A 13527-nucleotide genomic window follows, 5' to 3' on the forward strand; every position below is an offset into this window, starting at 1 on the left:
GGGGTCAGGCTGCCGCGATCTCCAGCAGCAGTTCGGCGAGTCGGCCGGGGGCGGTGACCATCGCTTCGTGTCCGGTGGCGATCTCGTGGACCGGCCAGCCGCGGGCGGCGGCGCGCTCGGCGTGTGGGGTGAACACCCGCATCCAGTCGGTGCACTCGACGAAGACACCGGGGACCTGGTCGGCCTTGCCAGTCAGCCGCAGCGGCTCGGTGTAGGCCAGCCACGGGTGCGGGGTCAGCCGCGGGCCGAGCCAGTCGAGGTCCGCCTGGTCCTCGACGCCGAGCACGCTCAGCGAGCGCACCGGGATGAGCCAGCCGAACCCGGGCCCGGCCACGGACTCCCGGTAGTGCCCGGCGATGCGCTCGGGCAGCAGATCGATCGCCGCGTCACCGTCGTCGCCGACGAAGGCGTCGAGGTGGACCCGCTTCGCAAGCCGGTCCGGGATCCGGTCCGCGACGCCGGTGACGACCTGGCCCGCGTAACTGTGGCCGACGAGCACCACATCCCGGGCGTCGTGGGCCTCTATCAGCGCCACCGCGTCCTCGACGTGCGTGCCGAGTCCGATCTGCGGGTTCAGCAGATGGGCGCGGTCACTCACCCCGGTCAACGTGGGGGTGTGCACCTCGTGTCCGGCCGCGCGCAGCAGCGGGGCGACACGCTGCCACACCCAGCCGCCGTGCCAGGCTCCGTGCAGCAGTACGAAGACGTGGCGGCCGCTCATGCGGACGCCCGGGGTCGCGCGGTGCCGGCCTGCTGTTCGCGGGTGAGCATCTTCGCCACCGCCCGGCGTCCGCGCAGTGCGGCGAGGTCGGACTTGATGCTGGACTCGGCGGTGCCGCCCGGGTCGGTGGCGTACATGATCTCCTGCGCCTCCAGGGCGTCGACGTCCTCCTGCATCACGGCCAGTTGCTGCTCGTGCTGGAACCTCGTGAGCTCCTGGTCGTCGATGAGGTAGTCGCGGCCGAGCGCGTAGAAGTCGTGCGTTTCGTTGCCGCGTCCCGGGGTCATCCCGTACAGCACCTTCATGTGGAAGCCGTCCGGCTCCTCGGTGCCGGTGGCCGCGACGCGGATGTTGAGGACGAAGATGCCCGGCGGGTAGAAGTCGCCGTCCTGCCAGCGGTCCACCGGAGAGGTCAGTCCGCAGGACTTCTCGTAGAACGGCGGCGCCTCGATGCCGGTCATGCGGCGGCTGAAGCCGACCCGGTCGCCGTCCACCGTCACGTCGATCGGGGTCGCGGCGACGGCGGCGTTTCCGATGCTGGTCGGGTGCAGGAACGTTTCGTGGGTGAGGTCGAGCAGGTTCTCCAGGAGCAGCAGATGCCGGGCCTTCAGTGGGACGACCCCGTGCACATGGGTCCAGTTCGGGTCGTTCAGCCACGAGGTGTCGGGCAGGAGGCCCTCGTCGGCCAGTTCGGGGTCCCCGGGCCAGATCCATACGGCGCCGTCCCGCTCGACCAGGGGGAAGCGACGCAGTGCCGCCTTGGGCTTGTCGGCCTGCTCGGCGACCCCGACACACACGCCCTGCCCGTCGAAGCGGTAGCCGTGGTAGTCGCACTGGAGGGTTCCGTCGTCGTCGAGGTGGCCCAGCGACAGCGGGTACTTGCGGTGGGGGCAGCGGTCCTCGACGGCCGTGACGGTCTGGTCGGGCAGCCGGTAGAAGCAGACCGGGAGGTCGGTGATCCAGCGCTGCTTGAGGGTTCGGCCGATCTCGTCGGACCAGGCCCCCAGGTACCAGCCGTTGCGCACGTGCTGTGTCAGTGTCATGGCGGTCCTTCCTTTGACGTCGGCCCAACAGGGCAGTCCGCCTGTCGAATTGACGAAGTATCAGAGATCCAGGACGAGGCGTCGGCCCCGAGCGCGGGAGACGCAGATCAGCATCGTGTCGTTCGCTGCCCGCTCGTCGTCGGTGAGCAGTGAGTCGCGGTGGTCGACCTCGCCCTCCAGGACGGAGGTCTCGCACGAGCCGCAGATGCCTTCCTCGCAGGACGACAGGACAGGTACGCCCGCCTGCTCCACGGCCTTGAGGACCGACAGCCCGGGCGGCACGGTCAGCGTCGTCCCGGACGCCCGCAGTTCCACCTCTATGGGCTGCTCGGCCTCATCGCCCGCCGGCTGTCGCACGTCCGCCGCGGCGAACCGCTCGACGTTCAGCGCTCCGGTCGGCCAGCCGGCGCAGTGTGCCTCGACCGCGTCGATGAGCCCCGCGGGGCCGCAGCAGTAGACCAGGGCGGACCGGTCGGGATCGCCGAGGTGACCGGTGAGGTCGAGCAGACCGTACTGGTCCTGCGGACGTACGGTCACGCGCTCGCCGTAGCCCTCCAGCTCGGGCAGGAACGCCATGGACGCGCGCGTGCGGCCCCCGTAGAGCAGGGACCACTCGGCCCCCGCAGCCTCGGCCTCGGCGATCATCGGGAGCAGGGGGGTGATGCCGATCCCGCCGCCGACGAACAGGTACCGGGCCGCCGGCCGCAAGGGGAAGTTGTTGCGCGGGCCGCGCACCCGGAGTTCGCCGCCCTCCACGAGGTGGTCGTGGATCCACTGCGATCCGCCGCGTCCGTCGGGCTCTCGGAGCACCGCCACGCGCCAGCGGGCCGTGTCTTTCACCGGACCGCAGAGCGAGTACTGCCGGATGACGCCCGTGGGCAGGACGACGTCGATGTGTGCTCCCGGCCGCCAGGGCGGCAGCGGTTCGCCGCAGCTCGCTGCGAGTTCCAGCGACACGACACCGTCCGCCACCGTCTGGCGGGCCACTACGGTGGCGGTGCCTTCGAACTCGGTGCCGCGCCGGGCCGCGGAGGGCGTTCCGGCCTCGGCGGAACCGAGGGTGTGCGTGTCCGGGGCGGCGGTTGGGGGGCTCGTCACGTTCGTCTCCTCGGTACGGTCGGCAGGGATCGCTCCGGCCGCGGTCGGCGGCGCCACGATCGACGCTAGCCACCGGAGAACGCCCAGGTCATCGCTCGAATGACCGGATCGGGGCGGCGCATGGTCGTGGCCCCGACTACGTCATCCGTCGCGCGGGCCGGGCGTCCCGGCACGCTCGTCGGGCTGCGGAGCCTGGTCGAGGTGGATCCGTACCTGGCGGTCGTCCTCGTTCCAGAGGGTTTCCACGACGGCGTGCAGCCGTCTGACGTCGGTGCGCCACATCGGTACGCCGTAGCGGTCGTCGCGTGTCAGCGCGTCCTCGGCGACTGCATCGGCCAACAGGCTCCGGCGGTCGTCCGTCGGGGCCGTTCCGTTCGCTCCGTCGGGTTCGTCCGCGAACTGCACGTAAAGGGATGTGTCCCGGAAGGGAACCCAGATGTGCGTAACCCCACGGACACCCGTCCCGCCCTGTGCCGTCACGCCAGAACACCCGTCGTCTGCGGGTAGAGCCGCACGTACGCCTCTCCCATGGTTCCGTGCGAGAGGGCTATGGCGCCGCCGGCCCGCCAGACGAAGTCCCCCGCATGCGCGCTGATCACCAGCAGCGCGCCTTCGGACGGAGTGGAGGTGTGGGAGGTCATCAGGACTCCTTGGGATCGAGTGGGGTGACCGGCCTGGTGCGAAGTGCCGTGCCCTGTGTTGTGGAGGGCGACTGAGCACCGTGAGCATTCCTTTGGAAACCGACGTCACCGGTGCGATCCGGGACGCGCTGCTGCGCGGTGCGTACGTGCCGCGACAGCGCCTGGTCGAGGCGGACCTCTGCGAACGGTTCGGCGCCGGCCGAGTCGGCGTCAGGTCGGCACTCCGGCTGCCGGCGGCACCGCGCGAGCTGAGGCAGACGCCACGGTCACATTCCGTCGCCCGAGTCGGCTTCCTGCGCCGTCTTCCTGGCCCAGGCGGTCTCGAGCTTGCCGGTCGGGGTCCGCGGCAGCCTGTCCGTCAGGACGATGGAACGCGGCACCTTGTACCCGGCGAGACTCTGCCGGACCAGGTCGCGCAGTTCGTCACCGGTGACGGTACCGCCCGGCTGGACTGCCACGACGGCCGCCACACGCTCGCCCCAGGTCTCGTCGGGGACGCCGACGACGGCACAGTCCGTCACCTCGGGATGCCCCAGCAGTACGTTCTCCACCTCCTGCGGGTGCACCTTCTCCCCACCCGTGTTGATCACGCCCGAACCACGTCCGAGGAACCGGATCGCGCCGTCGGCCTCAAGTCGAGCCAGGTCGCCGGGGATCGCGTACCGGACCCCCTCGATGGTGCGGTACGCCTTCGCGCTCTTCTCGGTGTCCTTGTAGTAGCCGAGCGGCATGGGCCCGCAATAGGCGAGGACGCCCGTCTCGTCGCTGCCTGGTTCGAGAAAGCGGTCATCGGAGCCGATCACCCGCGTCGCCGGAACGGGGTGGAACCGCGAGGGCAGATCCTCTACCGAGGAGGTGACCGCGAAGGCGAAAGGGCCCCCTTCGCTCGATGCGATGGCTTCGGTGATGGTGACGTCGGCACGTTCGTGCAGTGCCCTCTTGAGCGGATCGCTGAGCGCGGTGCCGGAGCTGATCATCCTGCGCAACGAGCGCAGGTCGTGCGGCGTCCCGGCTTTCTCAGCCCGCAGGAGTTCGTCGACGAGCGGGCGGCACACGGCGTTGCCCGCGATGATGGCCGTATCGACCCGCTGCTCGGCGATCATGTGCCAGACATGTTCCGGGTCGAGGCCGCCCGCTCGTGCGGTGACCGCCCGGCCTCCTGTCATCAGGGCGCCCATGGTGTTGAACAGCCCGGTGGCGTGCATCAGGGGTACGACGGGCATCGTGGTCGGCGCGCGGCCTTCGTGGCGTGCCTTGACAGCGATGGCCACGGCCTCGTCGAGGCTTGCGGGGAGTTCGGTGACTCCGAGCGGGTGGTAGAACGGGACGACGTGGGCGCGCAGCAGGTCGCTCAGCTGCCATATGACGCCCTTCGGCTTGCCCGTGGTCCCGCCGGTGTACATGAACAGCTGGTCCGTTCCGGGCCGTCGCTGAGGCTCGCGCGGCGCGTGCGCGGTCAGTAGCTCCTCCAGTTCGGGCACCGCGGGCCCGCCCGGACCGTCGGCGGGCGGCTCGCCCACTCTCACCAGCAGCTTCAGCGTGCGCACATGCTTCGCGGCATGCGTGACGCGGTCGGCCAGGGAGCCGCTGAAGACGACCGCGGCGGCGTCGGCGTCGGTCAGGAGCTCGGAAAGTTCCTTGCCGGTGTAGCGGTAGTTGGCGTTCACCGGTACGGCACCGAGCTTGAAGGCGGCGAAGACCGTCTCCAGGTAGGTGGCCCCGTTGTGCAGGTAGCAGGCCACGGTGTCTCCCTCGCCCACTCCGGCCGATTCCAGTGCGGCGGCCAGCCGTGACGCGCGCTCGTCGAACTCCCGGTACGTGGTCTCACGACCGGGCTCCGTGATGGCGACGGCATCGGGCAGCGCGCGGCAGACCGCCTCCCAGACCGTGCCGATGGACACGTTCACGTCTCGGACCTCCTCGTCCTCGATGGCTTGCGCGGAGCGCACGGCCGAGCAGGCGGCTCGTGGGACCCCGCGGATCCATTCGGGGGAGTAACGATCCGCGGGGCGTCCTCTCAACTTAGGCAGGCGGCCTCCTCGCGGGGAACGCGAGCAATGACTGAAGCGGCTCGGCGCTTCGACCTGCCGACGAACAGGTCGAATGACGTAGGACCACCTCGAATACGCCGGGCTACGATGCTGTGGCCGGGCGCAAGTCGCCTTCGTCCCCAAACCGGCCGACGCGTACGACGCAGGCCCGCGGTTTCGAACGCGTCCCCGTCGCACAGCAAATCTGCGGGGCGGGTTCTTCGTCGATGTTGAGGGAGATCGGTCATGTCCACGTCGCCGCTCGTGGGGTGGGACGACATCGTCGCCGTCGCGCCGGACGGCCTCGCCGTTCTGGACTGCGTGGGCCGGTTCGTACGGCTGAACCCGGCGGCGGCCGCGCTGCTTCGGGCGGACGCAGAGGGCGACCTCATCGGTGCGCCGTCCCCGTTCACCCTTGTGGAGGGAGCCGCCGAGTGCCGCGCGGGGCTGCTGGAGCTCCGGTCGGACGAGCAGGTGGCCCACTGGGAGCCCGCCCGCGGACCCCGACGTGAATTCGCCTACCGGGCCCGCAGTCTGCCGGCCGACCCGAAGCTCACCGTGGTGTCGTTCCGCGACGTCACCGACGAATGGCACCGGCAGCGCAGGATCGCGGCGATCGCCCGGACGTCGATCGCTCTGGCCTCGGAGAGTTCGCTCGGCTCGACCCTGGACGCCGTGGCCCAGCAGATCGTCCAGGCGGACGGCCTGGCCGGCGTGCAGATCCTCAGCCTCGACAGCACCGGCCGGGAACTGCGGCTGATGGGCTCCGCGGGACTGCGCCACTGGGACTCGTTCCTCGACCGTCTGCTGGAGTGCCGTGACCGGGGCGCCCGGCTGTCCATGCTGGACGCCCTGAAGGAACGCAAGCCGATCGTCGTCCCGCACCGGTGGGCCCAGATCCGCGAGGACCCGGCCTGGGAACCGCTGCACGGCTACCTCGGCGAGCTGAACTGGGACTCCTTCGTCAGCGTGCCGTTGATGGCGCGCGGTCGTCCCGAAGGGGTACTGAACGCCTACTTCGCCCCCGGGCAGGAGATCGGTAGCCGGACACTGGAGTTCCTCGCCGCCATGGCGGAACACGCTGCCCTCGCCGTCGACTACGCCACGCTGCTCCAGCGTGAGCGCGAGGGCGCCCGTCGCAACGAGCGTCAGCGCCTCGCCCGCGACCTGCACGACTCGATCGTCCAGCAGGTGTTCTCCATCGGTATGCAGGCCAACGCCGCCGGGGTGCTGGGCGCGCGGGGCGAAGCGGTGTCGGCGGAAGCGGTCCGCGCCTTCGCGGACGAAGTCGGGACTCTCTCGCGAACCGTCCTCGCCGACCTCCGGGCCATGGTGCACGAACTGCGTCCAGCCTCCTCCTCCCTCCGGCTCGGCCTTGAGGACGCGGTGACCACGCTTGTCAAAAGCACCGAGAACCGGACGGGCCTCAGCATCCGGCTGGAGTTCGGACAACAGGTGGACACGGTCGAACCGGAACTGGCCGAGGACATGTACCGGATCGTCGCGGAAGCCATCCACAACGTGGTCAAGCACGCGGAAGCCACCACCGTCACCATCCGCCTCGCCGTACAGGACCACACACTGACCGCCGTCATCCGCGACGACGGACGCGGAATCGCGGAATCCGGCGGGCGACGGGCCGCACCGGAGAACGAGGACGGCGAGGCGACAGGTGCCACCGGACATCACGGCTACGGACTGACGACCATGCGGGAAAGGACAGAGCGATGGGGCGGCACCATGAGGATCAGATCCGAGGGGAGGAGCGGCACGACCGTACGGGTCGTCATACCCCTTCCGGTACGAGTGCCGGAGTCGCCCCCGGACTCGGAGGGAGCACGGAGCATCCCGTCGGCGGTTTCGCTCCGAGAAGCGGAGAACCCCGCCCGGTCCGGGTCCTGATCGTCGACGACCACGCCGTCGTACGCCGCGGAATCCGTGCCTACCTCGAGGTCCTGGACGACATGGAAGTGGCCGCGGAGGCCGCCGACGGCCAGGAGACACTCACCCGGCTCGACGCGATGGCCGCCCACCGGGAGTTGCCGGACGTCGTCTTGATTGACCTGCTCATGCCCAAGATGGACGGGGTGACCGCGATCGGAGAGATCAAGCAGCGCCACCCCGGTCTCCGACTCGTGGTCCTCACCAGCTTCGGAGAGATGGAACGCGTCCACGCGGCACTCGCCCAGGGAGCTGCCGGCTACCTGCTCAAGGACGCCGACGCAAGTGAGGTGGTCGCCGCAATCCGCGCGGCCGCCCGGGGCGAGGTCTTCCTCGACCCCGCGGTGGCCAGGGGACTCACCCAGGAGATCGTTTCGCCGCCGACCGGGCTCGCCTCGCTCACCAGCCGGGAACGCGACGTCCTTGTCCTGGTCGCCGAAGGACGGTCGAACCAGCAGATCGCCGACGAGTTGGTGATCAGCGAGCGCACCGCCCGCACCCACGTGAGCAACGTCCTGCGCAAACTCCGGCTCACCTCCCGGACCCAGGCCGCGTTGCTCGCGGTGCGGCAAGGACTGGTGCCCCCGAAGGGCTGACCGCCCTGCCGACCGCGACGGATGTCCCGGACCGGCCGGGACACAGGTCGGCCGCAGATGCCGTCATCAGCGGGATCCTCACGGGCTCAGGGGTTCCTACGCTCAGGGGAGTCGCCCTATCGCCCCCAGTTCAGGAGGACAGCATGCTCGACGGCAAAGTCGCCATTGTCACAGGTTCGGGCCGAGGCCTGGGGCGTGCCTATGCTCGCGGGATGGCCGCGGCGGGTGCCGCCGTCGTCGTGAACGACCTCGACGCCGATGTGGCCACGGAGACGGTCGACCTGATCACGGACGCGGGCGGAACGGCCGTCGCCCATGTCGGTGCGGTCGGAGGTTCCGAGTTCGCCGACGCGCTGGTGCGGCGCGCGGTCGACGAGTTCGGCCGACTGGACGTGATGGTCACCAACGCCGGTGCGCTGCGCGACCGGACCCTGCGCAACACCACCGATGACGACTTCGACCTCGTCGTCAACAGCCATCTGCGCGGTACGTTCACCTGCGGCCGCGCGGCGGCGGCCCGCTTCCGCGAACAGGGCGAGGGCGGCCGGCTCATCCTGGTGGGATCACCGGCTGGGCAGCGCGCCAGCTTCGGCCAGACCGCGTACTCGGCGTCCAAGGGCGCGATCGTCGCGATGACGCGCACCTGGGCGCTCGAGCTCGCGAAGATCGATGTCACCGTCAACGCCATCGTGCCGACCGCGCTGACCCGCATGGTGGCGACCATGCCCCGGCTCGGTGACCTCGTGGCGAAGGTCGATGCCGGGGAGCCCGTTCCCGACGCCATCCGGCGGCAGGGGCTGGGATCGCCGGAAGACGTGGCACCGGTGATCGTGTATCTCGCGTCCAAGGAGTCGGCCCACGTCACCGGACAGGCCATCGCGGCGGGAGGCGACCGGATCGCCCTGTGGACGCACCCCGGTGAGGTCGAGGAGCGGTTCCGGCAGGACGGCTGGACCGCCGGATCGGTCGCGGAACTCTTCTCAGGCGCCCACGCGGACCGACTCCAGGACTTCAGGCCCACACCCCTCGATCTGGAAGCCTTTGAGGAGGCGTGACGCGCACGCGGCCCCTCATACGGCCCTCAGGTCCGTGCCGGGGCAGTGGCTGCTCAGGTCTGCGGCACGGCGGCGACGCGGGCGAAATCCGCGCTGATGTCTCCCGCGGTCTGCAACAGCAGCGGTAGATGCTCCTCGACAAGTCGCTCGACCGATGTCTCGGCCGCGTGGCAGTTGACGTTGAGCGCCGCGATGACCTGGCCGTACCCGTCACGCAACGGGGCCGCGACCGACCGAATGCCGGGCGCCAGATGTTGGTCCGTCAGTGCCCACCCACGTGCCCGCACCTCGCGCAGGACCGCGTCGCGTTCGCCGGGGCTGGGCTGCCAGCACGGCGTCAGCCCCGAGCGTGAGGGTTCGGCGAGCACCCCTTCCAGCTCATCGGCCGGCAGGGCCGCCAGCAGTACCTTTCCCAGGGAGGTCTGCAGTGCCGGAAACCGCGTTCCGATCTGCACCGACAGGGTCACCAGCTTCGGGACGGCCACCCGGGCCACATAGATGATGTCCGATCCGTCCAGCTGAGCCACGGAGCACGACTCGCCGGTCCGCTCCACCAGCCGCTCCATCTGGGGCCGCGCGATCTCCCACAAGCCCATGGAGCGTACGTAGGCGACCCCGAGTTCGAGCACCCTCGGGGTCAGAGCGAACCCTGTCTCGCACGAGCGGACATAGCCGAGTTCCTCCAGGGTCAGCAGAATCCTGCGGGCGGTCGGCCTGGCGAGCCCGGTGGCACCGGCGACCTGAGCCAGTGACATCCGCGGGTGCCCCGGCCGGAACGCGGCAATGACTTCCAGCCCCCGCGCCAGTGCCTCGATGAAATCCGGTCCTGTTCCGTGGCGTGGCACGTGGCTCCTCGGCGGCGGTCGGCATGGTCTCTGACCGGTCAGCCTAACGTGTGTCCGTGATACGGACAGCTGTGCCTGCGAGGCTTCCGCATCCGAGGGGTTGACACGGCCAATTGTCCAAAGTGACCCTGACCTCACCATGTCCGCCATACGGATGATCGTCCGCCAGGCGTCTCAAGCCCTTCTTTCTCGCGCTTCTTGATCTTTCCTGGAGAGTCGCATGTCCGAAAGAATCCATACAGCACCGCAGGAGACCGGGGCGGCGCCCGTCCGCACCGGACTGATCATCGACGGCAAGACAGTCGAGACCGAGGAGTGGACGGCCGTCCACAACCCCGCCGCCCCCGACCTGGTCGTCGGCCACGCAGCCGCGGCGACCCCTGAGCAAGCCCGCGCGGCGGTCGCGGCCGCGGATGCCGCGTTCCCCGCCTGGGCCGCGATGCCCGCCCGTCGGCGAGCGGAGATCATCAGTGAGGCGCTCACCCTGCTCGAGGGAAGCGAGGCCGAGCGGGCGGCCTTGATGACCCGCGAGAACGGCAAGATCTCCTTCGAGAGCCAGATAGAGATGGGCGTCTTCGTCGCGCGCACGCGGGCGGCGATCGATCTCGCCGACTCCCTCGACCAGGTACGGCGCCTCGAAGGCCCGCCGCTGACCTCGCACATCCACCGCCTCCCCATGGGCGTGGTCACCGTCATCGTGCCGTTCAACTGGCCGATCGCCATCCTCGGCGCGAGCCTGCCGTACGCGCTGCTCGCCGGGAACACAGCCGTGGTCAAGCCCCCGCCCACCGTGCCGCTGGCCATGGTGCGCACGCTGGAGCTGTTCGCCGCAGGGCTCCCGGCCGGGGTGCTGAACGTCGTGACGGGCAGCAACGACGCCGTCGCCCCGCTGCTCACCGACCCTCGTGTTCGGAAGATCGTCTTCACCGGCAGCACGGACGCCGGCAAGCACATCATGGCCGCCGCCGCACAGAACCTCGCCTCGGTGACGCTCGAACTCGGCGGCAACGACCCCGCGATCGTCCTCGACGACGCCGTACTGGACCAGGAGCACATCGGACGGCTCGTCCAGGGCTCCTTCCTGACGAGCGGCCAGGTCTGCATGGCCGTCAAGCGGGTGTACGTCCACCGCTCCCGCTACGACGAACTCGTCGACGAGCTCTCTTCCGCCCTTGACACCCAGCGTGTGGGGCCCGGAGACGATCCTGCCTCGACCATGGGCCCTCTCAACAGCGCCGCCCAACGGGACAAGGTGGCCGCCATGCTCGCCCAGGCGGCCGGAGCCGGAGCCGAGATACGCGAACGGGGCACCCTGGCCTCCGGTGCCGCCACCTCCACAGGCCACTTCCTGCGCCCCGCCCTCGTCCTCGATCCCGACCCGGGCCTGAGAATCGTCACCGAGGAACAGTTCGGCCCCGCCTTGCCGATCCTGCCCTTCGACGACGTGGACTCCGTACTGGACCAGGTCAACAACGACTGGTCGGGACTGTGCTCCTCGGTCTGGAGCGCCGACCCCGCCCGCGCGGCGGGCCTCGCGGAACGGCTGCGCACCGGCACCACCTGGATCAACCACGCCAACGCCGTTGCGTGCGACGACCGAGCCCCCTTCGGCGGCTTCCGCCAGAGCGGCATCGGACGCGAGATGGGCCCGGACGGCCTGCTCTCCTTCACCGAAGCGCACACCATCACGACGCACGGATAGAAACTGCGAGCACGGCTGGACCCCGCCCGCTTCGAGCGGACAGGGGCCGGCCGTGCTCCGGCCGTGCGTCACACCAACGGCACGGACATCGCGTTGTAAGGGGTGTTCTCATCCCGGTCCAAGGGGAAGCGGGAGTTGGGGAGGTACAGCCGACCCTGGTAGGCGGCGGCAGTGGTGGGCAGGTCGAAGCGGTCGTCCCTGATCACCCCGATCGCGGTGCCCCACGTACCCGACCGGTTGAGCCGGATCACGTCCACCTGGTTGGGGTTGGGCTGGACGACGTAGAGGGTGCGGCCGACGAGTACGAGCCCGTCGCCGCTGGGCAGTGTGGTGTCACCCAGGTCTACCTTGCGGGCTCCGCCGGTGCGGGGGCTGACGCGCATCAGCGAACCGCCGTCCACGGCCGCGTTGGTGACGAGCAGGGCGCTGCCGTCGGGGTGAGTGAGATGCCGTTGGACGTGAAACCGGACTGCACCCAGTCACCGCTCAGCGTAAGGCTCTCCGGGGCGCCGAAGCGGCCCTGCCTGCCCAGCGGCAGCTTGAAGAGCTGTGCGCTGAACGACTCGGTGAACCAGGCGGCGTCGCGGGTGAGCAGGACGTCGTTGACGAAACTGTTCTCTCCGGCGACCCCGTGGTTGGCGAGCAGCGCACCACTGTGGGCTTCGACGACCCGCAGTTCACCACTGCTGCCGCCCGCCAGGAGCAGCCGCCCCAGGAGTCGACCTTCAGCCCGACCGTCATGCGTCCCAGGCCGCGGTGGACCACCTTGCCCTTGCCGTCCGTGAGGTTCACCCGGTATACGCCGCCGGTGGCGATCGATCCAAAGTACGCGTACGGCGCGGAACCGATCGCGACTCCCTCCGGCCCCAGCCGTTGGGCAGCGAAAACTCCTTGAGCCAGCCTTTGGGTCTTGCGGTCGGCCATGACCGTGTAGCCGACGGGAACCGCGCGCCTTGGCTGCGATGGCTGGTCACCGCTGGCAACGCTTGCGGCGGGGAGATTTTCCTCCCCCTCACCATCGGACCCGCCTTCCTCCCCATCGACGTCTGGGGCCACCTCGGCGACCGCGCACTCTCACCCGAAGCCGTCCGAGAAATCATCGCCCGCAACGCCGAACGAGCCGGACTCGCTGTCCGGTTGACCGGCCACTCGGTGCGGGCCGGGTTCATCACCACGAGCCGCAAGGCCGGAAGGCGTGAAGAGAAGATCCGCGCCCAGTCTGGCCACGCCGACAACAGCCCCGCCTTCTGGGGCTACATCCGCGAAGCCGACAAGTGGACCGACGCCGCTAGCGAGGACATCGGACTCTGAGCATGCGAACGCCCCCGTGGCCCCTTGTTCCGCGAGGGCGTTCCGCTGTGCGTGCTCATCCCCAGGCGGTGTCGCTCATGTCCCCTCCTACGGCAGGTGCGGCCACCGAGCGTCCCGAAGGACCCCGCCCCGAAGGGTGGTTGCGAACCCAGGTGGCCGCTTGATCACGGTAGGCGCATCCTGTCCCGTTTGTCAGCCCTCCATGCCTGACTGACCGCACGCCCGCCTCGTCACCACCCCCGTTGCCGAGGCGGGCGCTCGCGCGTGTCAGCCGGCCTTCTGTTCCCGCAGCTCGTGGACGGTCGCGGTGAGGGTGCCGTCGTGCTGCTCGTAGTGGGAGAGGGCGACGCCGAGGCCGAAGAAGGTGGGCGCCCACTGGCCGACGAAGATTCCCCACCGGTCGGCGCGGGCGAGACCGCCGACGGGCTCCATCTTGAGGCTGCCCACCCAGCTGGCGATGGAGAGGCCGATGCTGCCGAGGGCCGCCATGTAGGCGTGTTCGCTGCGGATGCCCATGTCGTGCATCTTCTTGATGACCATGATG

The 13527-nt window shown here is 69.8% G+C and carries 14 protein-coding genes; 5 read left to right on the forward strand and 9 right to left on the reverse strand.

The window, feature by feature from the left end; genetic code table 11:
* Positions 1-4: 4 nt before the first annotated feature.
* The 6 genes from O1Q96_RS21720 to O1Q96_RS21750 form a co-directional block, all read right to left on the reverse strand.
* A complete protein-coding gene (locus tag O1Q96_RS21720) occupies positions 5-721 on the reverse strand; it encodes an alpha/beta fold hydrolase (RefSeq protein ID WP_269249791.1) in 717 nt (238 codons plus the stop codon).
* A complete protein-coding gene (locus O1Q96_RS21725; protein WP_269249792.1) occupies positions 718-1764 on the reverse strand; it encodes an aromatic ring-hydroxylating oxygenase subunit alpha in 1047 nt (348 codons plus the stop codon). The genes O1Q96_RS21720 and O1Q96_RS21725 overlap by 4 nt, the downstream gene beginning before the upstream one ends.
* Positions 1765-1824: 60 nt before the next feature.
* Entirely contained in the window at positions 1825-2862 is a 1038-nt protein-coding gene (locus tag O1Q96_RS21730) for a PDR/VanB family oxidoreductase (RefSeq protein WP_419586928.1), read from the reverse strand.
* Positions 2863-3003: 141 nt separating this feature from the next.
* Positions 3004-3201: a hypothetical protein gene (locus O1Q96_RS21735; RefSeq protein WP_269249793.1), complete on the reverse strand. Its 198-nt coding sequence runs from the start codon at positions 3199-3201 to the stop codon at positions 3004-3006.
* A gap of 137 nt (positions 3202-3338) precedes the next feature.
* Entirely contained in the window at positions 3339-3503 is a 165-nt protein-coding gene (locus O1Q96_RS21740; RefSeq protein WP_269253973.1) for a hypothetical protein, read from the reverse strand.
* A gap of 266 nt (positions 3504-3769) precedes the next feature.
* Positions 3770-5410, reverse strand: a complete 1641-nt coding sequence (locus tag O1Q96_RS21750) for an AMP-binding protein (protein ID WP_269249794.1) — start codon at positions 5408-5410, stop codon at positions 3770-3772.
* Between the two features lie 369 nt (positions 5411-5779).
* Here O1Q96_RS21750 and O1Q96_RS21755 point away from each other — a divergent pair, with 369 nt between their 5' ends.
* The 3 genes from O1Q96_RS21755 (at position 5780) to O1Q96_RS21765 (ending at position 9125) form a co-directional block, all read left to right on the forward strand.
* Entirely contained in the window at positions 5780-7435 is a 1656-nt protein-coding gene (locus O1Q96_RS21755) for a sensor histidine kinase (RefSeq protein WP_269249795.1), read from the forward strand.
* Entirely contained in the window at positions 7432-8070 is a 639-nt protein-coding gene (locus O1Q96_RS21760; RefSeq protein WP_269253681.1) for a response regulator, read from the forward strand. Before O1Q96_RS21755 ends, O1Q96_RS21760 begins: the two co-directional genes overlap by 4 nt.
* A 143-nt stretch (positions 8071-8213) precedes the next feature.
* A complete protein-coding gene (locus tag O1Q96_RS21765) occupies positions 8214-9125 on the forward strand; it encodes an SDR family NAD(P)-dependent oxidoreductase (RefSeq protein WP_269249796.1) in 912 nt (303 codons plus the stop codon).
* Between the two features lie 53 nt (positions 9126-9178).
* Here O1Q96_RS21765 and O1Q96_RS21770 read toward each other — a convergent pair whose 3' ends face one another.
* Positions 9179-9970: an IclR family transcriptional regulator domain-containing protein gene (locus O1Q96_RS21770; RefSeq protein ID WP_269249797.1), complete on the reverse strand. Its 792-nt coding sequence runs from the start codon at positions 9968-9970 to the stop codon at positions 9179-9181.
* 220 nt (positions 9971-10190) lie between these two features.
* Between O1Q96_RS21770 and O1Q96_RS21775 the strand changes: the two genes are divergently transcribed.
* Complete coding sequence (locus tag O1Q96_RS21775) at positions 10191-11672, forward strand: aldehyde dehydrogenase family protein (RefSeq protein WP_269249798.1); 1482 nt, start codon at positions 10191-10193, stop codon at positions 11670-11672.
* Between the two features lie 68 nt (positions 11673-11740).
* Here the strand turns inward: O1Q96_RS21775 and O1Q96_RS21780 are convergent, their stop codons facing one another.
* Positions 11741-12073, reverse strand: a complete 333-nt coding sequence (locus O1Q96_RS21780; protein ID WP_269249799.1) for a hypothetical protein — start codon at positions 12071-12073, stop codon at positions 11741-11743.
* 472 nt (positions 12074-12545) lie between these two features.
* On the opposite strand from O1Q96_RS21780, the gene O1Q96_RS21785 reads away from it, so the two are divergent.
* The gene (locus O1Q96_RS21785; protein WP_269249800.1) at positions 12546-12983 is read left to right on the forward strand and encodes a site-specific integrase; all 438 of its coding nucleotides are present in this window, start codon (positions 12546-12548) and stop codon (positions 12981-12983) included.
* Positions 12984-13250: 267 nt separating this feature from the next.
* Here the strand turns inward: O1Q96_RS21785 and O1Q96_RS21790 are convergent, their stop codons facing one another.
* Positions 13251-13523 carry a hypothetical protein gene (locus tag O1Q96_RS21790; RefSeq protein WP_269249801.1) on the reverse strand — a complete coding sequence of 91 codons (273 nt, stop codon included), beginning with the start codon at positions 13521-13523 and terminating at the stop codon, positions 13251-13253.
* Positions 13524-13527 lie beyond the last annotated feature (4 nt).

The sequence above is a fragment of the Streptomyces aurantiacus genome, assembly GCF_027107535.1.
Lineage (GTDB): Bacteria > Actinomycetota > Actinomycetes > Streptomycetales > Streptomycetaceae > Streptomyces.

What these genes read in the sequence shown, in the direction of transcription:
- O1Q96_RS21720 (WP_269249791.1), bottom strand. Translation starts at nt 721, where the DNA reads ATGAGCGGCCGCCACGTCTTCGTACTGCTGCACGGAGCCTGGCACGGC.
- O1Q96_RS21725 (WP_269249792.1), bottom strand. Translation starts at nt 1,764, where the DNA reads ATGACACTGACACAGCACGTGCGCAACGGCTGGTACCTGGGGGCCTGG.
- O1Q96_RS21740 (WP_269253973.1), bottom strand. Translation starts at nt 3,503, where the DNA reads ATGACCTCCCACACCTCCACTCCGTCCGAAGGCGCGCTGCTGGTGATC.
- O1Q96_RS21755 (WP_269249795.1), top strand. Translation starts at nt 5,780, where the DNA reads ATGTCCACGTCGCCGCTCGTGGGGTGGGACGACATCGTCGCCGTCGCG.
- O1Q96_RS21765 (WP_269249796.1), top strand. Translation starts at nt 8,214, where the DNA reads ATGCTCGACGGCAAAGTCGCCATTGTCACAGGTTCGGGCCGAGGCCTG.
- O1Q96_RS21775 (WP_269249798.1), top strand. Translation starts at nt 10,191, where the DNA reads ATGTCCGAAAGAATCCATACAGCACCGCAGGAGACCGGGGCGGCGCCC.
- O1Q96_RS21790 (WP_269249801.1), bottom strand. Translation starts at nt 13,523, where the DNA reads ATGGTCATCAAGAAGATGCACGACATGGGCATCCGCAGCGAACACGCC.